Annotated in this window: 17 protein-coding genes; 12 read left to right on the top strand and 5 right to left on the bottom strand. The window is 67.3% G+C overall.

What is annotated here, in order from left to right; all coding sequences use genetic code 11:
- The first annotated feature begins 103 nt into the window (after window positions 1–103).
- The gene (locus tag ASC59_RS11100; protein ID WP_082513540.1) at window positions 104–820 is read left to right on the top strand and encodes an alpha/beta fold hydrolase; all 717 of its coding nucleotides are present in this window, start codon (window positions 104–106) and stop codon (window positions 818–820) included.
- A 108-nt stretch (window positions 821–928) separates the two neighbouring features.
- Here ASC59_RS11100 and ASC59_RS11095 read toward each other — a convergent pair whose 3' ends face one another.
- Window positions 929–1,477 carry a hypothetical protein gene (locus ASC59_RS11095; protein WP_055822177.1) on the bottom strand — a complete coding sequence of 183 codons (549 nt, stop codon included), beginning with the start codon at window positions 1,475–1,477 and terminating at the stop codon, window positions 929–931.
- 221 nt (window positions 1,478–1,698) lie between these two features.
- The gene (locus ASC59_RS11090; RefSeq protein ID WP_055822174.1) at window positions 1,699–4,587 is read right to left on the bottom strand and encodes an IPT/TIG domain-containing protein; all 2,889 of its coding nucleotides are present in this window, start codon (window positions 4,585–4,587) and stop codon (window positions 1,699–1,701) included.
- 342 nt (window positions 4,588–4,929) lie between these two features.
- Between ASC59_RS11090 and ASC59_RS17715 the strand changes: the two genes are divergently transcribed.
- Both ASC59_RS17715 and ASC59_RS11085 read left to right on the top strand, forming a co-directional pair.
- Window positions 4,930–5,052 (top strand): hypothetical protein, encoded by a 123-nt coding sequence (locus ASC59_RS17715; RefSeq protein ID WP_268765482.1) that lies wholly within the window; start codon window positions 4,930–4,932, stop codon window positions 5,050–5,052.
- Window positions 5,053–5,194: 142 nt separating this feature from the next.
- On the top strand, window positions 5,195–6,361 hold the full coding sequence (locus ASC59_RS11085; protein WP_055822171.1) for an RtcB family protein: 1,167 nt from the start codon (window positions 5,195–5,197) through the stop codon (window positions 6,359–6,361).
- 123 nt (window positions 6,362–6,484) lie between these two features.
- Here the strand turns inward: ASC59_RS11085 and ASC59_RS11080 are convergent, their stop codons facing one another.
- The gene (locus tag ASC59_RS11080) at window positions 6,485–7,960 is read right to left on the bottom strand and encodes an HNH endonuclease signature motif containing protein (RefSeq protein WP_082513538.1); all 1,476 of its coding nucleotides are present in this window, start codon (window positions 7,958–7,960) and stop codon (window positions 6,485–6,487) included.
- Window positions 7,961–8,482: 522 nt separating this feature from the next.
- Between ASC59_RS11080 and ASC59_RS11075 the strand changes: the two genes are divergently transcribed.
- Both ASC59_RS11075 and ASC59_RS11070 read left to right on the top strand, forming a co-directional pair.
- Window positions 8,483–9,124: a hypothetical protein gene (locus ASC59_RS11075; RefSeq protein ID WP_055822165.1), complete on the top strand. Its 642-nt coding sequence runs from the start codon at window positions 8,483–8,485 to the stop codon at window positions 9,122–9,124.
- 17 nt (window positions 9,125–9,141) lie between these two features.
- Complete coding sequence (locus ASC59_RS11070) at window positions 9,142–9,393, top strand: hypothetical protein (protein WP_055822163.1); 252 nt, start codon at window positions 9,142–9,144, stop codon at window positions 9,391–9,393.
- A gap of 89 nt (window positions 9,394–9,482) precedes the next feature.
- Here the strand turns inward: ASC59_RS11070 and ASC59_RS11065 are convergent, their stop codons facing one another.
- A complete protein-coding gene (locus ASC59_RS11065) occupies window positions 9,483–10,235 on the bottom strand; it encodes a class I SAM-dependent methyltransferase (RefSeq protein WP_055822160.1) in 753 nt (250 codons plus the stop codon).
- 143 nt (window positions 10,236–10,378) lie between these two features.
- Between ASC59_RS11065 and ASC59_RS11060 the strand changes: the two genes are divergently transcribed.
- Window positions 10,379–10,561 (top strand): antitoxin, encoded by a 183-nt coding sequence (locus ASC59_RS11060; RefSeq protein ID WP_055822157.1) that lies wholly within the window; start codon window positions 10,379–10,381, stop codon window positions 10,559–10,561.
- A gap of 205 nt (window positions 10,562–10,766) precedes the next feature.
- Window positions 10,767–11,009, top strand: coding sequence for a hypothetical protein (locus tag ASC59_RS11055; protein WP_055822154.1), 243 nt, complete (start codon window positions 10,767–10,769; stop codon window positions 11,007–11,009).
- Window positions 11,010–11,032: 23 nt separating this feature from the next.
- On the opposite strand, the gene ASC59_RS11050 is transcribed toward ASC59_RS11055, so the two are convergent.
- Window positions 11,033–11,521: a RidA family protein gene (locus ASC59_RS11050; protein ID WP_235492667.1), complete on the bottom strand. Its 489-nt coding sequence runs from the start codon at window positions 11,519–11,521 to the stop codon at window positions 11,033–11,035.
- Between the two features lie 89 nt (window positions 11,522–11,610).
- On the opposite strand from ASC59_RS11050, the gene ASC59_RS11045 reads away from it, so the two are divergent.
- From ASC59_RS11045 to ASC59_RS11025, 5 genes are all read left to right on the top strand, one after another.
- Window positions 11,611–11,886, top strand: a complete 276-nt coding sequence (locus ASC59_RS11045; protein ID WP_055822151.1) for a hypothetical protein — start codon at window positions 11,611–11,613, stop codon at window positions 11,884–11,886.
- Between the two features lie 84 nt (window positions 11,887–11,970).
- Window positions 11,971–12,372 carry a ChaB family protein gene (locus ASC59_RS11040; protein ID WP_055822147.1) on the top strand — a complete coding sequence of 134 codons (402 nt, stop codon included), beginning with the start codon at window positions 11,971–11,973 and terminating at the stop codon, window positions 12,370–12,372.
- A 321-nt stretch (window positions 12,373–12,693) separates the two neighbouring features.
- Window positions 12,694–13,836, top strand: a complete 1,143-nt coding sequence (locus tag ASC59_RS11035) for a DUF3320 domain-containing protein (RefSeq protein ID WP_200942363.1) — start codon at window positions 12,694–12,696, stop codon at window positions 13,834–13,836.
- Window positions 13,837–13,969: 133 nt separating this feature from the next.
- Entirely contained in the window at window positions 13,970–17,956 is a 3,987-nt protein-coding gene (locus ASC59_RS11030) for an Eco57I restriction-modification methylase domain-containing protein (RefSeq protein WP_200942362.1), read from the top strand.
- A complete protein-coding gene (locus ASC59_RS11025; RefSeq protein ID WP_055822144.1) occupies window positions 17,953–21,408 on the top strand; it encodes an SNF2-related protein in 3,456 nt (1,151 codons plus the stop codon). The genes ASC59_RS11030 and ASC59_RS11025 overlap by 4 nt, the downstream gene beginning before the upstream one ends.

Raw genomic sequence — 21,408 nt, 5'->3', positions numbered from 1 at the left:
AGGCACTACTCTGCGAACGCATTCGCCTTCGGTCATCCGAAGCGGCCGAAGCAGCCCGAAGCATCCGCATCATCAGCATCACCCAGTGAGGAAAGAGAAATCCATGTCTGAAGCTCCCACCGTCGTTCTCGTGCACGGCGCCTTCGCCGAGTCCTCCAGTTGGAGCGGTGTGATCGCCGCCCTGCAGGCCCAGGGAGTCTCGGCCATCGCGACGCCGAACCCGCTCCGCAGTGTGACAACGGATGCCGACAACGTGCGCCGTGCCGTCGAGTCGGTGGGCGGCCCAGTGCTGCTGGTGGGTCACTCCTACGGTGGAGCCGTCATCAGCGAGGCCGCCGTGGGCAGCGATGTCGTGAAGGGCCTGGTCTACGTGGCCGCTTTCGCCCCCGACCACGGCGAGAACGCGCTGGGCCTGACCGGCCAGTTCCCGGGCAGCACGCTCGGCGAGACCGTGCGTCCCTACCCGCTGGGCGACGGCACCAACGACCTCATCGTCGACCGCGAGCTGTTCCCGAACCAGTTCGCCGGAGACGTGCCCCTCGAGGACGCGAAGATCGCCGCCGCCACACAGCGTGCCATCCGCGACTACGCGCTGGGCGAGCCGCAGCCGGCCGAGACTCCCGCGTGGAAGACCCTGCCGTCATGGTTCGTCTTCGGCACCGGAGACAAGAACATCCCGGTCGAGGGCCTGCGGTTCATGGCCGAGCGCGCCGGTTCGCTGAAGACCGTCGAGATCGAGGGTGCATCGCACTCCGTCATGGTGTCGAACCCCGAGGCCGTCGCGGGCCTCATCGTCGAGGCTCTCGCCCACCTGGCCTGACGCAGGCGCGCCGCCGCTGGCGTCGACGCAGTGAACTCGACTCCGTGAACCCGACACAGTGAACGAGGCAGGCTGAGGCATCTCGCCCCAGCCTGCCTCGCCGATTCCTCAGTGCAGAACGCGGTGCAGCCATCCGGCGACGGGCCGCTGCTGCTCGCCCTGCTGGGCCGCGAGCACGATGAGCACGCCGGTGACGACGGGCAGCACCCACTGGGCGACGCGCTGCTTCGACTGGGTTGCCGCAAGCTCATGCGACGTTTCGGCACCGGGCTCGGTCACGCCCTCAGCGCCCTCGCCCTCAGCGGCGTGCTTCGCGATCTTCCCGCCGAGAATGGCTGAGTAGAGCGTCGCGCCGCCGGCCACCCCGGTCAGGATCAGCTTGACGACGGTGTTTGCCTTCGTGCCGCTGTCCGCCGCGATCCGCGCCTTGTTGCCGACGATGAGGCCGACGCCCCCGACCCCATGCGCGGCGAGGGCCGCGAGCTGCACCGGAGCCCAGCGCCCCCAGCCCACCGACGAGATCACGAGCTTCTGGTTGGCCGGTTCCGCCTTCGCGGCGGCGCCGTTGAGACCGACGGCGCCCATGAGGGAACCGCCGAACCAGGCCGCGAGGCCGAGGTCGTGCAGGGAGCGAACGAGGGTGTTGCGTTGCGACATGAGGATCTCCGATCTCGGGAATTGTGCGTACAGGCTAGGCACGACCTCGGGGCTTCAGAGATGGGCTTGACAGCTGACGGATGCTCACCCGCGAGGCAGGCGCCGACGCGTGACTCGGCCGCCGACAGGCGGCGGCCGGGCCGCGGCTTCCAACGCCACGGCCCGGCCGTCCAGCCCTCGCACCCGCCTGATCGCCGCGGGTCGAGATGTGCCCACCCGCCTCAGCGCGTGACCACGATCGTCGCCGACGCGATGTCCGTCACCGTCGCCGATGCGAAGGTCTCAGCCATCACGTCGTAAGCTCCGCCGATGTCCTCGGGGTCCCTGCCGGCGAGTGTGGCCAGTTCACCGAGATCGAGGTCGACGGCGTAGCGGCCGCCGTCCTCGCAGTCGCCCTGCCCGAAGACCGAGAGCCCGGAGGCCTGGTCGGTGACAGTCACGGTGACGTGGTCGCGGCGGTCCGCGCGCGGCACCAGACCATTCACCACGAGGCGCCGCCCTTCGGAGCCTTCGCCCTCCCAGATCTCCATGCCGCGCACTCCGCGCTTCGGCGAGACGCGGGCCAGGATTCCGCCCATGTAGGTGAACCTCGACGCGAGTGGCGTGCCGGCCGGCTGCACCTCCTCGTAATCGCGCTGCAGGTAGCCGCGCACCACGATCGGGGCCGTCGGCGGAGCCTCGTGACCCTCGAGTCCTAGGTAGGCCTCGACGTCCCAGGTGGGCTGCACGACCAGCTCGAGCTCGCGCTCGTCGTGCGGGCCGAGGTGCACCCAGGCGTTCGGGAACTGCACCAGGTATCCGGTCGGCACGCCGGTCACGACGACCTTCGCGATCACCGGCTCATCGCGCGGGTTGCGCACGGCCACCGGGATGCGCACCGCTGCGGGCGGGCTGAAGGCTGGAGCGTCGAACTCGAACACGTTCTCCTGCGTCCAGTTGTTGCCCCCGCTGATCTCGCCCAGTTGCTGCGACGCGAACACGCGCAGGCAGGTGTGCTCACCGACGAGCGGTATCCAGTCCTGCGCCAGGTCGACGTGCCCGTTCGCGACGATGGTCGGAATCTTCTTCGCCGGGGCGATCGGACTCCAGTTGCCGTTGTCGCCGATGCCGGGAGGGGTGACGGCGTAGTACGTCACCATCACGTCGGACGCATCCGTGATGCCGCTGTTCGAGATCCGGGCGTACAGGTCGTTGCGCGCCAGGGGCTTCGGCTTGTCGCCGTTGCCGAGCGGTCGACCCTGCGGATCGAGCGGGCGGTCGTACTTGCCCTTCGGGTCGCGATCGACCCAGATGTCCGGCGTCTCGGCCGTGTTCCCGGGAGGCGTGATGCTGATATCGAAGGTGCCCTTCGGGTCGTCGGCGATGGCCTTCGCCCACTCGACGGTCACGCGTGCCACCAGCGGACGGTTCGACACCGCCACGTTCGCGACGGTGATGCGCAGGCCGCGGGCCGGGTCCTCGACCACGGCCCCGGAACCGAGCACGCCGACGTCGTGCAGCAGCGTGATGATGCGGCTCTGCTGGTTGTCCTGATTGGTGTCGGTGATCACGCGGGTGACGATCACGCCGCCGTCGTTCGGCGCGCTCGCACCCGGGATGCTGTCGTCGAAGACCTGGGCGGATGCGCCGCCACCCGGACGCTGGCGCACCTGCACGTAGTACACCAGCCCCTTCGTGACGACGATCTTGAGCAGGTGGAACCGGTTGGCCGCGCCGTTGCGGGAGAGGCCGTGCGCGACGATCTCGAAGGACTCGGAGAACGGATTCCGCGTCCACTGCAGCTCGCGGATGTCGCCCGAGTGCCCCGGATTGTCCGGCCGGTACCACCCGAGGCGGTCGAGGTGGAACCCCGAGAACAACGGGTGCGAGTCGTGATGGCCCATCAGGTCGAAGTCGGCCGCCGTGGCCATGTCGGGGTCGACGAGGTCGGAGCGGTAGACGTCCTCGCCGTGCACCTCGTTCTCGTTCTCGGTCTTCGCCGACGACACCTTCGGCACAGACACGATGTTGTGCGCGACCTCGTGCGTGAGGCGACCCCAGTTCGCGTCCTCGGCCACGATGAGCAGGTTGATGGCCTTGTTCTTCAGGGTCATCGTCGACGATCCGAGGGTGAACGACTGCTTCGCCCAGCCGCCGAGGCCGCGGATGCCCATGCCGTTCATGTTCACCACGACGGCGAGCACGTCGTAGGTCGAGAGGTCGAAGCCGGGTCCGTTGCCGCCCAGGTTGTTCCAGGCCGCGAAGGCGGCGGTCGCGACGACGGCATCCGTCTTGTCGTCCTTGATGTTGTTCTTGGCGGGATCCACGAAGTCGGCGAGCTTGCCGCCGAGCGGGTACCACCCCTCGGTGCGCACATCGACGGTCAGCGCGCCGAAGCTCGCCTGCGAGAAGTAGGTGCGCATCCTTTCGCCCGCGAGCCGCACGCGATCGCGGATGGTGGTGGGGAACGGCTGCACCATGTCGGCGGGAACCACGTCGCTCGCGTACATCATCATGACGAGCACCTTGAGGGTGCCCGTCGACTTCAGATCGCCGGGGGCTCCGGATGCGGCCTCGGCGTCGTCGCCTCCTCCTCCGGCACCTCCGCCACCGCCGGCGCCCTCGCCGGGCTGCCACGATCCGCCGGAACCTGTGAAGAAGATCGGCGGGCCGTCTTCGCCGTCCACAGGCTCGGGGAGGATCGTGAACGGATCGGTCGCCGTCGCGGTCTTGCCGTCGACGGTGAGCACGACCGGGCCGGTCGCCGTCGACTCGCCGACGATGGCCACCAGCTCCGTCGCCGACGCCTGGATGACGTAGGCGGGAGTGCCGCCGATGCGGAGGTCGTTGTCGCCTCGGTCGGGGTCGAAGCGTGATCCGGTGATGGTGATGAGGTCGCCGGGTCGGCCCTCGCTCGGCTGCACCGAGGAGATGCTCGGCCCGCGGAACCAGTCGATCCAGATGGGGATGATCTCGTTGCGGATGGTGTCGTCGAGCTCGAGGTCGCCGATGCGGTTGACCAGTTCGGCGATCGAGTCGGGTTTCTCGACCTCGAGGTTGTGCAGCGCGGTGACCTGGCGTCTCGTCAGATCGACAGCGGAGAGCTTCTTCCAGAGGATGCGTTCGGGCATGGCAACTCCTGACATATCGGGGGATTGGCGCCAGCCTTCCACTCGGGTGCGGGCGGGGCATCGGAGGAGGCCCGGGGGTTGGGGGCGGGGATGCGGCTGACGGATGCGGCACGTGCGGGCCGCCGCCAGCGCGCACGAGTCAGCGGATTTCATCCGACCGGCGGCGCGTGGAGGGCAGCATCCGCCCCTCGAACAGTCGAGCGCGGGCGGTGAAGTCCGCTGACTCGTACAGTCGATCGTTGACACCGCGCCCGCATCACCCGTAATGTCTCAAGGCTGCGCACTCGCGCGGCATGGTGCATCAGCACCACGTCACACCCCGGAATCTGAAAGGACGTCACCGTGTACCTGCAGCGCACCCTGACGTCAATCGACCTCGCCGCGAACACCAACGCGGCCTCGGGCCAGCGCACCCAGCGCCAGCCCGAGCGCGAGCTCGAGCAGCTTCTCGATCCGGCACACTGACGCCACTCTCGACATCCGTCGAAGATCCATCGTCACCCCGTGCCGCTCGTGGCCCGGGGTTCTTCTGTCTGCGCGCGCGACGATGCCTCGGGCCCGAGGGAGCGACATCCGTTGAACAATTGACACAGACAAGGAAAGGACCATGGAGAAGATCTCCGACCGGCTCGTCTCATGGGCGAGCCTGCTCGACGAGAAGACCGTCGAGCAGGCGAAGCTCTCGTCGACGATGCCGTTCATCTACCCGCACCTCGCGCTCATGCCCGATGCGCACCTGGGGCTCGGCGCCACTGTGGGGTCGGTCATCCCGACGCTGCAGGCCATCATTCCCGCCGCCGTGGGGGTGGACATCGGATGCGGCATGATCGCGGTGAAGACCGGGTTCGCGGCATCCGACCTCCCCTCGGATCGGAGGGTGGTGCGGGAGCAGATCGAGCGGGCCATCCCGCTCTCGGCCGGCAAATACAACCGCAAGGTCGCGGCGACGGCGGTTCCGCGCATTGCTGAGCTCGAGGCGCTCGCCGAGGCGAAGGGCTTCGACCCTGCCAGTTACGCGGGCAACTGGCGCGAGCAGCTTGGAACCCTGGGCAGCGGCAACCACTTCATCGAGGTCTCGCTCGATGAGACGGATGCGGTGTGGCTGTTCCTGCACTCCGGCAGCCGGGGAGTGGGCAACAAGATCGCGCAGCACCACATCAAGGTCGCGCAGCGGTTGGCGAAGAAGTTCTGGATCGACCTGCCGCACCCCGACCTCGCGTACCTCGTGGAGGGAACGCCGGAGTTCGCGCGGTACATCGACGAGCTCCGGTGGGCGCAGCACTTCGCGCTGCTCAACCGGGAGGAGATGATGGACCGGGTCATCCGGCAGGTGAGCGAGTGGGTCGGCGCGCCGGTCGAGGAGCTCGAGCGCGTCAACTGCCACCACAACTTCACCGAGAGTGAGATGCACTACGGCAAGAGGGTGTGGGTCTCGCGCAAGGGTGCGATCCAGGCGGATGCCGGTCGGCCGGGACTGATCCCCGGGTCGATGGGCACGGCGTCGTACGTGGTGGAGGGGCTCGGCAACCCGGTGTCGCTGAACTCGTCGCCGCACGGTGCGGGGAGGACATTCTCGAGGTCGGCGGCTCGGCGGGAGTTCACGCACGAGCAGCTGCGGGAGGCGATGGTGGGCATCGAGTTCCGAGACACGGATGCATTCATCGACGAGATTCCGCAGGCCTACAAGCCGATCGACCAGGTGATGGCCGACGCGGCGTCGCTCGTGACGGTGCGGCACACGCTGCGCCAGATCGTGAACGTGAAGGGCGACTGAGGCGGACGGATGCCGCCGGCAGGAGACACCGTGGCTCGCGCGTGATGCGCGGGCCGCGGTGGCTCCGGTCGCAGGCTCTCGCGGTCGCGGTCGCGGTCGCGGAAGCGGCTGGCTCGACCTCCATCATGCAGCGAGGCGGGCGAGGTGGAACCGGGCCTTGCCGCCGAGTCGCGGAACGCGGTCGGGATCGACATGGGGTGGTGGGATGAACCACACCTCATCGAGATCGGCCTGGATGGTCCATCCGTCGCGGTGAATCATGTGGTGGCAGAAGCTGCAGAGGAGTACGCCGTTCGAGACATCGGTCGGGCCGCGATCGCGTTCCCACCAACGGATGTGGTGGGCATGGGTGTAGCCGATGTTCTGGCCGCAGCTGGCGCAGCCGCCGTCTCTCTCGTGCAGGGCGATGCGTTGAGCTCTGCTGAACAGCCGGGCGGTGCGACCGAGGTCGAGGGGGACGCTTTCAGTTCCGAGCACCATGGGGATGAGATCGGCCGAAGCTGCCATTCGGCGGATCGTTCCGGCCGACACGGGCTGGTCGATGCCGTCGATGCTCCCCACACCGAGCCCGGTGCGGAGGGCGTCGAGGTCGATGCGGGTCACGGTGGTGACGGAGGCGAGCGGAGCGAGTGTATGGGTGCATCCGAGCACGTGTCTCATGATCTCGACCAGCGCATCCGCCTGACGCTGGGGAATGGTGCGTTCGTCATCGACGGCGGGGAGCGGTGGGTGGCCATTCGCTCCTGCAGCTTCGGATGGGTCAGTCGTCCCGGGCCCGTCTGTGCCGCGTACATCTGTGCCGCGTGCGTCACTGCCGCTTGCGTCGTGAGCGCGCAGACCCGCCGAGACGAGGGCCTCGATGGCCGACTTGATGGGCGCGGCCGACTCCGGATCGAGTCGGGCGACGAAGTGAACCATGCCGTTGCGGTCTTCGCGGATGCTGAGCGATCGGTCGAGCCAGCGTTCGTCGTCGCGTGGCTCGGCGCCGTCTTGATCGAGCTGCGCTTCGGCCTGCTTGATGGCGCGGAGCAGCAGGTGGAGCGGCAACTCGGCGGCTCGTTCTGCCAGGATCCGCTCGATGGCGTCGGCGGTGGCTGCGTCCGCGCGAGGAGCGACGCGGTCGAGCATCGCGGTGATGGAGCCGGCTGCGTCGACGCTGATGAGCCCAGCCTCCAACGCCGCTGCCACGTGCGGGTGCCGCGCGGGTCGCCTCGCACCACTGATGTCCTGCCGGGACGCCGTCGCAGTGCCCACGAGGATGAAGCGAGCCGCCTCGCCCGTGCTGCCGCCTGTCGCGGAGGCCACGAGTCGAGTCGGGTTGTGGAATCCGTTCTGCTTGGCCAGTCCGTCTGTGCCGAACTCGGGTCCGGAACGTCGTCCGACCTCGGCCGCCACGCGCACCAGGAGCGCGTCGGCATCGCGCCGGAGTCGAGCGATCGCATCCGTCACGCCCATGAGGCCCGCGTTGCTCATGAGTTCGACCTCGCCCTGGGCGTCAGCAGGGATCTGGTCGAACGGAGGCAGCGCACCTGCCCACGCGTTGGTCAACGCTGCAACATCCTGCTGCAACGAGACCAACGGTGCCGGTGGGTTCGTCATGCGAGAAGTCTTGCAGTACCCACTGACATTGAACGGTGCCAATTCCACAGATGACCGGGAATTCTTATCCACAGGGTGACTGTCGAAACGACGCCTGTGGAGGAGACCCGTCGGCGCGGGATTCTCGCTCGCCGAGGCCCCGGTCGCAGGTCAGGCGGCCGCGGCTCGAACGTGATGCGGAGGACGCGCTGCCTCAGGTCACAGGCACGCGCGCGCTGACTGATGCCGTCACGCCGTTCGGCTGCAGTGACCGACGACTTCCCCGTTCTGGGTATGGGGGCTGCACGCCGGCGCCGGTAGACATGTCTGGTCGGCTCAGATGTAGGGGGAAACATGGGCTTGTCCGGAAACGGGCCACGCGACTGGAGTCCATCCGGCTCTTGGGGCGATCCGGCAGCGCGGTCGGCACAGTGGCCGACGACAGTCACGACCGACCCTGGGCCTGTCCGACGATCGACGAGCCCCCTCCTACTGACCCTCATTTCGGTTCTTCTCGGCCTCGTCTCGTGCTGGCTGCCCCTGATGGCGGCGTCTGCGGGAGGAACGCGCGGCTGGGTCATCACCTCCATCGGCGTCACCGCCGTCGGTTTCGCCATCGCGGCCTCTCGAGCACGGCGGTCGCGCTACCAACGCAGTGGAGTGCTCCCGGCTATCGGAGGGACGCTCGGCGTCGTCGGCACGATCCTCTGCCTCTGGAGTCTCGCTGCGTTCTACGCGCCGTCCGTGGTTCCGCAGCTCCCAGCAGTTCTGGGTCCCGTCGCTCCCTCGGGCCAGGCAGGTGCGGTGGCGTCGGGTGGCGCCATCGCGACGCTGCCCGGGCAGCGCGTCGTGTCCCCGATCGAAGGCGCGGATGTCGTCGCGCCCGACCAGCAGCTGCATGCGAACGTCTGGCACGTGGCGTTCGGCCTCTGCGTCGGCGTGGCATCCGCGGCGTCGATGGCTGAGCAGTTCCCGGGTCAGTTCCAGGGTGCGCCAGTCGCACTCGACGTCGCAGCCGACCGGACCGTCACGGACGGGAATGCCAGCTACTCGGTGCTGCCGGCAGACATGACGTTGGAGTACGCCGCAACGCCCGAGGGTGCATACTCGCTCACTGTTCGGGATGCGCAGTCGGGACTCGGGGTCGGTTGCGACTCCAGCATCAACCGGATCGTCGATCGCTGAACATAGAACGGACGACTATGCCTGACACTCCCCAGCTCGCCGGCACCGCCATGATCCTCGGGATCCTCATCTGGCTCGGCGGAATCGCACTGATGATGCTCCTTGCTTACGTCATCATCCGTGCAGCGGTGCGGGCGGCACTGGCCGACCACTATCTGCGAGTTCAGCACTATCAGGCATCCGGCGTGTGGAACGGTCGACGCGTACCGAGGCGGATGCCGGCCACGCGTGATCGCGACTCCTTCATCACAGAGGCGCCGCGGCCCTGAGGCGCGTGGCTAACTGAGGTAGCGCAACCCCTCGCCGAAGCCTCTATGGCTCGGGCACCGGACGCGCGTCGCACCGCGTGCGCCGACGTTCACACCCGCGCGACCGCCCACCGGAACGAGTTGCGCAGAACGTAGCCGCCCTGCCCATCGCGGAACGGGGCGGCGGCCGCGACGATCACCTGGCGCAACGACGCCATCACCTCATCGTCCTCGCCGAGGAGGATGCCGCGCACGAGAGTGTCGTCGTCGGCCGCGAACCACGGCACGTCCACCACGCCAGAGCTCACGACATCAAGTCCGCCGGCGGCCAGCGCAGCCTCGATCCCACCGGCCGGACGCAACGGGCCATCGGGGTGCGTCTCGTCGTCGAGGGCTTCGGCGAGCGCGGCCTCGACCACGTCGATGTCGTTGAGCGCAGCCTCGGCCCAGTTCGCCACGGCCACGAAGCCACCCGGTCGCACCACCCGGGCGAGTTCGCGCACGGCATCCGTCGTGTCGTCCGCGAACTGCAGTGCGTTCACCGCCGTCGCCACGTCGAAGGCGGCATCCGGGAACGGGAGATCCTCGATGTCGGCGAGCACGACCTCGGCGCCGGGAACGACCGCGCGAGCGAGCGCGACCATGGCGGGAGCGGGATCGGCGCCGACGGCATCCGCACCCCGATCGGCGAGCAGGCCCAGGAACTCGCCGCTGCCGCAGCCCGCATCGAGCACGCGCGTTCCGGGACCGATCGCGGCCGCCGAGATGATCGCCCGTCGCGCCGGATCGGCGAACGATCCCCAGAGCTCGGCCCAGCCCTGCGCGACCTGTGACCAGCCATCCGCGTCTGCGCCATCCACCATGCGGCCACAGTATCCGGAAGGCCGTCGCGGGCGGCACATGATCTACGCGGCGATCGTGATTTCAAGCCCCGTGTGCAGCTGATTCGGGCGGCGCAGAATGACCAGACCGCCCGGCCGGGTGGTGACGAGAGAAGGAGTATCTCATGGCAGATCAGGGTGGCCTCGGCGACAAGGCGAAGGACTTCGCCAACAGCGACCAGGGCGAGAAGGCGAGCGACGCGGGCCTCGACAAGGCTGGCGACGCTGCCGATTCGGCGACGGGTGGCAAGTTCAGCGACAAGATCGACGCCGGCCAGCAGGCGGCCGACGACAAGGTGGGCGAGTAGCTCGACCAACCGACGTGGCGGGCCGTGCTGGATCGACGGATGCAGCACGGCTCCGCGCTGGCCGCCGCTCACATCACAGCGCGCACGATCGTTGGCAGCATCCGATCTTCTCCGAGGCTCCGGATGCAACCCCTGAACGTGCCGCCGCGAGCGAGCGCACACTGACGGCATCCGTCTCACCGACGGACCAAGAAGGGAGCGCCTCATGGCAGATCAGGGCGGACTCGGCGACGAGTCCAAGGACCTCACGCACGACGAGCAGCAGGAGTCGTCGACGGGCACGGCATTCGCGATGCCCGCAGCGGCGGCCGAGACGGAGGACCAGGTGCAGGACGAGCGTGAGCACCTGGGCGACGACGTGACGGAGGGCGAAGCCGCCGGCGACAGCGCGGCCGATGAGCAGATCGGCGCCGCCGATCAGGCCGTCAACGGGTCCGTCGGGCTGTAGAGCGGCGGCATCCGACGGGCGAGCTAGCCGACGTACGCCGTCATCCGAATCGACACCAGCACCCCCGGAATCACCGCGCCGAGCTTCGCGGCGTAGCGCGTGGGCGGCTCGATCGGGAACCAGCGCGCGTACTCCTCGTTCATGCCCGCGAAGTCGTCGGGGTCAGCGAGCAGCACGCCCACCTCCACGACGTCGTCGAGGGTCGCGTTGGCGGCTTTCAGTACCTCTTCGCAGTTGGTCAGCGCCTGCCTGACCTGCTCGCCGATCGTCGGCCCGGCGAGCTTGCCTGTCGCGACGTCGATTCCGGCTGTGCCCGACACGTAGACGAACGGGCCGGCCTTCACGCCCTGACTGAACATCGGCGAGCTCGGGGCTTGGGTGGTGGCGAGAACCTGGCGCATAGCCACGAGGATGGCCCTCTTCGACGGACGTGTCCAGAGCGGATGCTTCGCTGCCCAGCCGATGCCGAACGGATGATGGCGATGGCGGATGCCGCCCTCGAACCACGGCACCGCTCCGGATGCAACCCCGCGACGAGACCGAGGCGCCGCGCGCAGACTGGTGCTGTCGCCAGGCCGGCGGCGCGATAAGGGAGGGCACGATGGCGGATCAGGGCGGACTCGGCGACGAGACCAAGGAGTATGCGGACGCGGACAAGAGCCCATCGCCGAACGCGACGGGGTTCGCCATGCCGGGAGCGGCCGGTGAGGCTCTCGGCGACGCGAGCGACGCGGGCGAGAGTGCAGGCGAATATACGGCTGATGAGTCGACCACCGATGTCGACAACCGCAGGGCCGGAACGGATGACTCGACCGACGCGGCCGACGATCAGATCGGTGCTGCCGACAGTGCGGTGAACGGATCGGTCGGGCTGTAGGAACGACGAGCGATGGCCGGTGGCTGGCGGGCCGCATCCGTCGCCACCGGCGTACCGTGAGAATGACGAACGCGAGGAGGAACGATGCCCGCACGCGAGGAGCTGCCGTCGACGATCGCCCGGTCGCCGAAGCACGCGCAGGAGATCTGGCTCGAGACTCACGATGCCGCGGTGAAGAGCTACGGCGAGGGCGAGCGTGCGCATCGCACGGCGTTCGCGGCGCTCAAGCACCAGTACGAGAAGGTGGGCGACCACTGGGAGGCGAAGGCCGAGTGGGGTCCGAGTGACGAGGGCGCGGCGCAGCCCGGCGCATCTGGCGACACCGCGGGCGGGGTGGACGCGAACGCCTCGAAGCGCCACCTCTACGACATCGCGAAGTGCCTCCACGTTCCGGGCCGCTCCACCATGACGAAGAACGAGCTGGTCGAGGAGATCCAGCGAGCCAACGGCCGCGAGACCCGCCGCAGTCGCGAGCGCGAGGGCTGACGGGCGGCTTCGGGCTCTCCGGACCCGCTCGAACGGATTTCCGCCGTCGCAGCAGCCCCTACCGCCATCGTGCTTGATGAGCAGGCTGCGAGGTGGGGAAGGCGTTGAGCTGACGCAGGGACGGCTTGGTTCGCTCCTTCCGTCACACCTTGGTGCGGCCGCCCCGAGCCTCTTCCATCGCCAACTCCTGCGACTACCTATTCGCCCCCAGTTCAGGGCTGTCGGCCGGATCCGACTTGCTGCGAGGTGCGTCACCCGAGGACCATTGCAAGGAAGCGGATCCCGAGTTGGGGGAGTGCGACGAGGTGGAACAAGGGGTCGGTGTTGCCGGTGGGTTTTGAATCGAAGCTATCTGTCACGAAGGGACTCGACCATCTTGCGCTGCGGCTGGATCCGATCATCCGGTTTCGGCTGCCGGTCGATCTCGGGACTTTGCCATGGACGGCGGTGCTGAGCCAGCTTGATGACCTTGACGGTAAGCACCCCAAGAAATATGCCACGACTGACCTGCAATGCCAGCTGAGGATGCTCACCCGCCGGCTCGGCAAGCTCGGCTTCCCGTTCGATGACAACCGCCAGACAGCAGGCACGCTTGGGCGCGAGCTGACCATCGTGCGGAACGCCTGGGCGCACGGCGATGGGTTCTCGACGTTGGACGCCTGGCGTGCGCACGACTACATGGTGCGGTTGCTTGAGTACTTCGACGATTGTGAAGGGCTGGTCGCTGCGAACGAGTTTCGTCACGAGGCTCTTGTGGCCTTTATCGCGGAGGCCGCCTTGGCGGCCATTCCTGTTCAAATCCCCCCGGCGAAACAAGGTGCGCCGGCCTATGGCGAAACACCAATCGTCGCCCGCGCGGACGAGTCGGACGCGTCGAGGGAATCGGAGCCCGAGCCCGTTAGACCCGATCTCGAGGTCTTCTCGCGTGAACTGTCGTCTGAGACGACGCTGGTCGGCAATGCGCGTCCGTCGTTTGACCCGTGGGTGGTGGTGCAAGTGGGCGATATCGCGGTGCTCGACGAATTGCCAAGACTCGCCGCGAAACAGAAGGTCCGTGCGGTTGCGGTCGAGATCACCGAGGCTGAGGGGCCGGTGCACCTCGATCGCCTCACGCAGCTCGTCGCAGCGTCATTCGGACTTCAAAAGGTTCACTCGAGCCGCGCGACGAGAATCGCGACGCAGGTGAGAGCCGCGGGCCTTACCGTTGACCTGGCGAAGTTCGTCTGGCCAGACACGATCGATGTGGCCACCTGGACCGAGTTCCGCCCAAATTCGAGTGAGGTCACCCGCCAGTTCCTGCACATCAGCCCCCGCGAGATCGCGAACGCATACCGCTTCCTGCAGAAGCGCCATCCGGATGCCTCGGAGGTGGAACTCGAGGTGGCGACCTTGCAGACGTTTGGCCGAAAACGTCGCACTAAGGCGTTCGCGTCGCACCTTGCGAGGTCGAAGTTGCTGAAGTGAATCTATGTTCGTTGAGTCGGGTGCCGGAGCACGCCGGTAGGGTTGCAACCTCCGCCGATCGGGCCGTAGCGCGGTTTAGCGAGCGAGCACGAATGAGGGTACGAGTTGTACAAGCGTGGAGAGAGCAGGGAACGTGTCGGCATTGCAGCTTGACGGGTCGAGCACGGTCGCATGGGCGGATGCGCCTGCGGGCGCGGCCGATGCCGTCGTAGTCCTCGGCCGGGATGACGCCGGGGCTGGAGCGATCCAGGTCGGTGTCGCCCGCCTGGTCGCGCGGCCGACGAAGGGCGCTCTCGACGACCTGTGGAAGTCACGAGGCACACGGGCTCCGATGGGCTTCATCGTCGCAGCCGTCACCCCGGTCGGCGTTTGGATTCACTACCCGTCCGCGGACGCCCCGCCCTTCGGTCCCATCACGCTCGGCCAGGCGGAGCGCCAGCTCCAGTCCGTGCTGGAGGAAGGGAACGGGCTCGCCGCCCACGGGCGCATCCGCGCCATCCAGGAGGCGATGTCCTCGGCGGGCACAGACGGCTTCTCCAACCACTTCCTGTTCGCCACGTACCATCTGAACCGGGACGTGCCTCGCCGCCCGGATTGGGAAGCCGCGGGCAAGATGGCGGCGCCGCTCCTACCCGAGCGCGGCATCGAGCTGGTTACCGCACTCGGGTTCGACGCCGAGCCGGCCGGATCGGAGGGGCTGCTCGTCCTGCGCGCCTCCAGCGGCCCTCGCCGAGCCGTCGCGGTGCTGCTGCGCGACGGCGAGCACTTCGATCAGAAGTCCACGACGCACCAGCTCACCCCCGTTGCCAAGGCCCTCGAAATCGCTGGACGCGAGGACGTGCCGTGGGTGATCGCGCTGCGCAAGTCCACGCTGCGACTTTATCCCGGACGCGATGGCGTCGGGGTCGGCCAGCGAGGGCAGTCCGAGACCTACTTCGAGCTGGACCTCGATCTACTCGCGCTTGAGCAGGCCGCGCTGCTCACGCTCATCTTCTCCGCCGAAGCGCTCGACGCGAACGGCTCCGCTCAGCAGATCCTCGACGGCTCGGGCAAGTACGCCGCCGACCTCGGCACGCGCCTGCGCGACCGTGTGTACGAAGGCGTGGTGCCTCGGGTCGCGCTCGCGATCGCCGATCAGCTCCCGTCGCTCGGGCTCACGCTCGATGCGCCCGGCCTGCAGACCGCGTACCGCCTCACGATGCGTATCCTGTTCCGCCTGCTGTTCCAGGCATACGGGGAGGCGACCGAGCTGCTGCCTGCAGGTCGCAACGATCACTATGACGCGAACTCGCTCCAGGCGTTCATCACCCGTGAGATCGGTACCGGCCCCGACCAGTTCTCCACCGAGTCGGCTGCGATCTGGTCGGACCTCGCGCAGGTGTGGGAGGTGATCTTCCACGGCAACTCCCGCTGGGAGGTGCCCACCTACGGCGGCAGCCTGTTCGACCCGGCCACCGACGAGGGGGCCCTGCTGTCTCGCGTCAAGCTCACCGACAGCGTGATCGGCCCCGCCCTCCAAGAACTCCTCAGCGAAAAGACCGTCGACCAGACATGGGGGCCGGTCGACTTCCGCAGCCTCCAGGTGCGCGAGTTCGGCACCATCTACGAGGGCCTGCTGGAATCCAGCCTCTCGCTCGCCGAGCATGACCTCACCGTCGACCGGAACGGCGCTTACGTTCCCGCGAAAGACGACGATAAAGTCGCCGCTCCGGCAGGTCGCCCGTACTTCCACTCGGCGTCGGGGGAGCGCAAGGCGACCGGCTCGTACTACACGCCGAAGATCGTCGTGGATCACCTCATCGAGCGGTCGGTTGAGCCCGCGCTCAAGGCCCACCTCGACCGGATCAAGAAGCTCATGGACGACGGCAAGGAACGCCAGGCCGCCGACGCCTTCTTCGACTTCCGCGTCGCCGACCTGGCGATGGGCTCCGCGCATTTCCTCGTCGCGGCTGTCGACAAGATCGAGCGCGGCATGCGCGACTTCCTCACCGCCACCGAGGTGCCGGGCGTCCGTGCCGAACTCGCGCGCCTCGCCGAGAAGGCGCGCGAGGCGCTCGGCCAGGACACGGACGGCGCGAAGGCGATCACCGACGGCCAGCTCCTTCGCCGCCAGGTGGCACGCCGCTGCATCTACGGCCTCGACATCAACCCGCTCGCTGTCGAGCTCTCGCAGCTCGCGCTCTGGATTCACACCTTCGTGCCCGGCCTGCCAATGTCGAGCCTCGACCACGGGCTCGTCCTCGCCAACTCCCTCACCGGCATCGGCACTATAGACGAGGCGATGAACGCGCTGAAGGCCGACGGCCTGTTCGAGCAGATCATCCGGGAGCCGCTGATGGCCGCACGTGACCTTCTCATCGACTACGCGAACGCTTCCGAGGCCGACAAGTCAGAGGTCGCTGCCGGTGCGGAAATGCTGGCGAAGGCGCGCGACGCAGCGGCCCCAGCGAAAGCGATTTTCGACGTGGCCGTCGCCAAGCGCCTCGGCGTGACGATTGACGACGCATGGGACGCTGAACAGTTCGTCGCTCTCGCGGCGATGCGCGCAGTGCGCGATGCCATCGATCCACTTCAGCCTGCGCACATGCCGTATCTCTTCCCGGAGGTTTTCCTGCGAGAGCGGCCGGGCTTCGACGTTCTCGTCGGGAACCCGCCGTGGGAGAAGCTTCATGTCGAGGCGCACCAATGGTGGGGCCTCAGAATTCCGGGGCTTCGCTCGATGCCGCAGGCCGAAATGAACCGTGTTCTCAGGTCATTCCAGCAGTCGCGGCCCGACCTAGTTAGTGCCTACGAGAGTGACATTGCATCGGTAGCGTTGATGAATCGAGCAGTCGCAGCAGGGCCGTTCCCTGGGATTGGTGCCGCTCACATTGATCTCTTCTCGGCCTTCGCCTGGCGCAACTGGCTCCTCATCCGCGGCAACGGCCGAGCGGCCATCGTCCTTCCACGAGGCGCACTCGCTGGCTCAGGACTCGCCGAATGGAGGCGGAGCATCCTTGCTGATGGATCCTTCAGGGACGTTTGCTTCCTCCTGAACAACCAGAGCTGGGTCTTCCCCAACGTCCACCCCCAGTACACCGTCGGCCTGACCGTGCTTGAGCGAAGTGATCAGCATGTCGCTTCCTTCTGCGGGCCGTTTGCAAACGAGGCAGAGTTCCTATCGGGTGCCCATCTGCTCGCGTCCGCATCGGCAAAGGAGTTCCTGTCCTGGTCGGCGACGGCCGCGTTCCCGCTGGTTCCTGACCCGTTCTCGGCAGAAATTCTTGCTCAGATGAAGAAGTCACCGCGGTTTGATGCTCCGCGTGAGGACTGGGAGTTCCGCCCCCTCCAGGGAGACCTCAATGCCACGAGCGACTCCAGATGCATCGAGCTAGACGTAGCCGAAGCGCGTGGACGCATCCCGGTTGTAACCGGCGCCTCGTTCGATACCTGGGAGCCCAACTATGGAGCCCCGAAAGCATATGGCGATGCGGGCGTCCTCCGACCGTTCCTGCAGACGCGGCTGGAACGGTCGACTCGCCTTGCACGGTCCGCGTATTTCCAGATGCGTCTACCGGACGGAGCGCTACCGCTGGACACGGCGCGCATCGCGTTCCGCGATATATCTCGGGCCACGGATTCACGGACGATGAGGGTGTGCCTTCTTGCGCCCGGCACCGCAGCGATGGAGAAGGCTCCGGTCATAGTCCGGCGTCGTGGCGGGGCGCGGGAGGAAGCTGCGCTGCTCGGAATTCTTTCCAGCCGGCCGTTTGATTGGTACATGCGACGATGGGTGGAGATGAAGCTCTCCTTCGAGCTCCTCGCCCCAAGCCCTGTCCCGCGCCCGGACTTCGATTCGCCGCTCGGTGCGCGGCTCGTCCAGGTGGCCGGACGCCTCGCGGCTGTCGACGCACGCTACGCCGATTGGGCGGCAGAAGTTGGCGTAGAGGTAGGTACGGCAATTTCCTCGCCGGTGAAGGACAACCTCATAGACGAGCTGGACGCACTCGTGTCGCTTCTCTACGAGCTGACGCCGGAGCAGGTCGAGCACGTCTTTGCCACATTCCATCGTGGCTGGAACTACTCCGCGCGACTGGAGAGTGTCCTCTCGTACTACAAACAGTGGAAGGACGCCGCATGACCGAGCAACTTCCCGTATTTGCAACGAACCGGCTCGCGCCGCCCATGACGGTGCGCGAGGAGGCACGCCGACTATTCCGGGTGAACCGTGAGGCGCTCGCGGTACCGCCGAGCGCCGCGATTGCGACGGCCTACATCAACCCGGCGGGCTTCCTGCTGCTCGCCGATGAGCTGGAGAAGCTTCCGCGCATCCGCGTCATGCTCGGCGCCGACCCCGTGCCCGATCCCCTTCTGCCGGTGGATGCAGATGCAGAGCTCCAGAAGCGGCTTGATGCGGCCCTGACCGATCACATGCGCTGGCTGAAGGCGGAGCGGGACGCGCTCGGCTTCGAGCTAAAGTCAACGCAGTCGGCGAGGCGTCTTGTTGCTTGGCTGCGCGCCGCCGACGAGCGTGGCGAGCCGGTCGTGGAGATCCGCCGATACACGGGAGGGTTCCTGCACGGCAAGGCGTTCATCAGCCACCACCCGACGCATCCCGCCTATCTTGCGGGGTCGTCGAACCTCACCTACGCCGGGCTCACGCGCAACGCCGAGCTGAACGTGGGCGCATCCGGGCAGCATGGGTCGACGCCCCAGGTCATCGACTGGTTCGAGGAGTGCTGGGCAGACTCCGAAGCCTTCGACCTCGCCGGGCTGTACGAGCCGCTGTGGGCCGAGCACACCCCGTGGAGCGTGTTCCTCCGCATGCTGCTCGCCCGCTACGGCGAGAACCTCGATGACGAGCAGGCCGGGCCGACCCGATTCGAGCTGACCCGGTTTCAGGCCGACGGCGTGAAGCGGATGCGGCGGCTGCTGGACGAGATCGGCGGCGTGCTCGTCGCCGACGAGGTCGGACTGGGCAAGACGTTCCTCGCCCTCGAAGTGATTGCCGCGGCCACCGAGCAGCAGCGGCAGCGAGTGCTAATCGCGGCTCCCGCCGCGCTGAAGGCATCCGTCTGGGACCCGGTGCTGGAGCGGTACGACATTTCCCGCCGTGTCTCGGTTCACTCCTACGAGGAGATCCGTAGCCGAATGGACCCCGAGCACCCAGAGCACCTCGGCTTTTACGAACGCGCCGAGGATGCTGCGCTCGTGATCGTGGACGAGGCGCACAATCTGCGGAACGCGGGAGCTGCGCGCTCGGAGGCGCTGGATCGAATTATCCTCGCGGGCCGGCACCCGAAGAAGGTCGTGCTGCTGACCGCGACGCCGGTGAACAACTCGCTCATCGACCTGGAGACCCTGGTCAAGTACTTCATCCGCGACGATGCGCGCTTCGCCTCCATCGGCATCCCGTCGATCCGCAGGTATATCCGGGACGCGCAGGCGCTTGATCCTGAGGCGCTCACGCCCGCGCACCTGTTCGACCTCATGGATCAAGTCGCGGTGCGGCGCACCCGGAAGTTCGTCAAGGATAACTATCGCGGCGAGACGATTGCCGGGCCTGGCGGCAAGAAGATCCTGGTCGAATTCCCCGACGCGGACGTGCGGCGCGTCGATTATCAGCTCGACGAGCCCGGCGAAGTGCTGGTCAGTGCGGTCACTTACGCGCTCGACATCCCCGACAATGAGGCGCATGTCGCGTCGTTCAGCGTGCGGCGCAGTGACCCAGGGCGTCTTCTGCTCGCGCGGTATGTTCCCAGCCGGTATCTGAGGACCAAGGACCTGAACAAGACCGAGGTCTCGAACATGGGACTGCTTCGCTCTGCGTTGCTCAAACGACTCGAATCCTCGCCGACCGCGCTGGCCAACACGCTTGGCGTACTCATCCAGACGCACGAGGCGTTCCTCTCCGCTCTTGGCAAGGGCACCGTGCTCGTCGGCGGGGCGCTACGTGACTACGTCAACTCGGAGTCGGAGGACCTTGACGAGATTGTCGCCGGGCTCGACGAGGACACCGAGCATCAGGCCACCCCTGCGGAGGGCTACGACGCGGAGCTGCTAGCAACCGATGTCGAGCGTGACCTCGTCCTGATCCGTCACCTCCAGTCGCTCGCCGAGGGAGCAGCGCACGACGGCGAGCCGAAAGTCGCGGCGCTCCTCGCCGAGTTCGAACGGATCGCGGCCGAAGCGGAAAAGCCCGCCGTGACGAACGCGCCCAGCGGAGATCGCAGGAAGGTCATCGTCTTCTCCACCTACGCTGACACGATCCGTGACGTGCACGAGCGGCTCGCCGACGCGCTGAGCGCGGTGCCAGACGGCTCGCCGCTCGCGGCCTACCGAGGCCGGATCGCACCCGCGGTGATCGGCGAGTTCGCCTCGGGCAAGCGCGGCGGCATTGACCAGCCCACTCGAGCGAAGGCGGTCGCCAACTTCGCGCCACGCACCGCCGGGCAGCTCCGCGACGACGGCACCCCCATCGAGGCAGACCTCTACGACATCCTGCTGACGACCGACGTGCTCGCCGAGGGCGTGAACCTCCAGCAAGCCGCACACATCGTCAACTACGACCTGCCGTGGAATCCGATGCGCATCGTGCAGCGCCACGGCCGCGTCGACCGCATCGGCAGCCAGCACAAGTCCATCGAACTTGGCGTGTTTTTCCCCGCCGAGCACCTCGACGAGTTCCTCGGGCTGGAGCAGACTCTGATCCGCAAGCTCAAGCAGGCAGACGCCGCCATCGGCGCGGGCAAGGTGCTCCCCGGCGTATCGCACTACCCGCCGCAAGAGCACTACGACCCAGAAGCGATCCTTGACGAGATCGAGGAACTCATCGAGCAAGGCGGCGGCTCGGCCGCGGGATCGGGCGAGGAATACCGGCGACGCCTCGCCAACGCGTTCGACGCCGATCATGCCCTCCGCGGACGACTCGAAGACCTGCCCCACGGCGTCGGCAGCGGATTCATGAACCCGGCCGTCTCGGGCCGCTCCTTTGTGTTCTGCATGAAGATGGGCGACACAGGCCACATCTGGTTCCGCAACGTCAACGCCGATGACGCCTGGCAGCCCATCGCCGATGAAGACGGCCGAGTCGTTGTCGACGACACCCTGATGTCGCTCGTCACCGCAGACCCCGGCAAACCGGACAGGTCGCGCTCGCTGCCAGATGAAGCGTTCCGAGCCGCATACGAGGCATGGGCTCTCGCGCAAGAAGACGCGCACACCGAGTGGATGCGCTCCACCGATCCGAACGCCCTCGCCGCAGAGATCCCCGCCTCCTTCCGTGACGCACGCGAAGTTGTCATGAATAGGGGCGGTCATCTGGGACCGGCTCAGCTCGAGACGATCAAGCGCCTCAACACAGTGCCGACCACCAAGGCCAGGAAGGCGATGCGGGCTGCGCTGCGTACGCCCGCAGTGCCTGAAGTCGTCGTCGACGCGATTGTCAAGGTGCTCGACAGGTTCGGCATCCAGCCCGCCGAGAAGGTCGAGCCGCTTCCTCCCATCGCAGTGGACGACGTTCACCTCATCGCCTGGATGGCGGTCGAGGGGACGAAAGCGGAGCACGCCTATGCTCCGGGTACGGGGCAGTAG

The sequence above is a fragment of the Leifsonia sp. Root1293 genome (assembly GCF_001425325.1).
In the GTDB taxonomy this organism is placed as follows: Bacteria; Actinomycetota; Actinomycetes; order Actinomycetales; family Microbacteriaceae; genus Orlajensenia.
The sequence above is the reverse complement of the archived record's forward strand: the minus strand, read 5'-3'. Positions and strand labels throughout refer to the sequence as shown.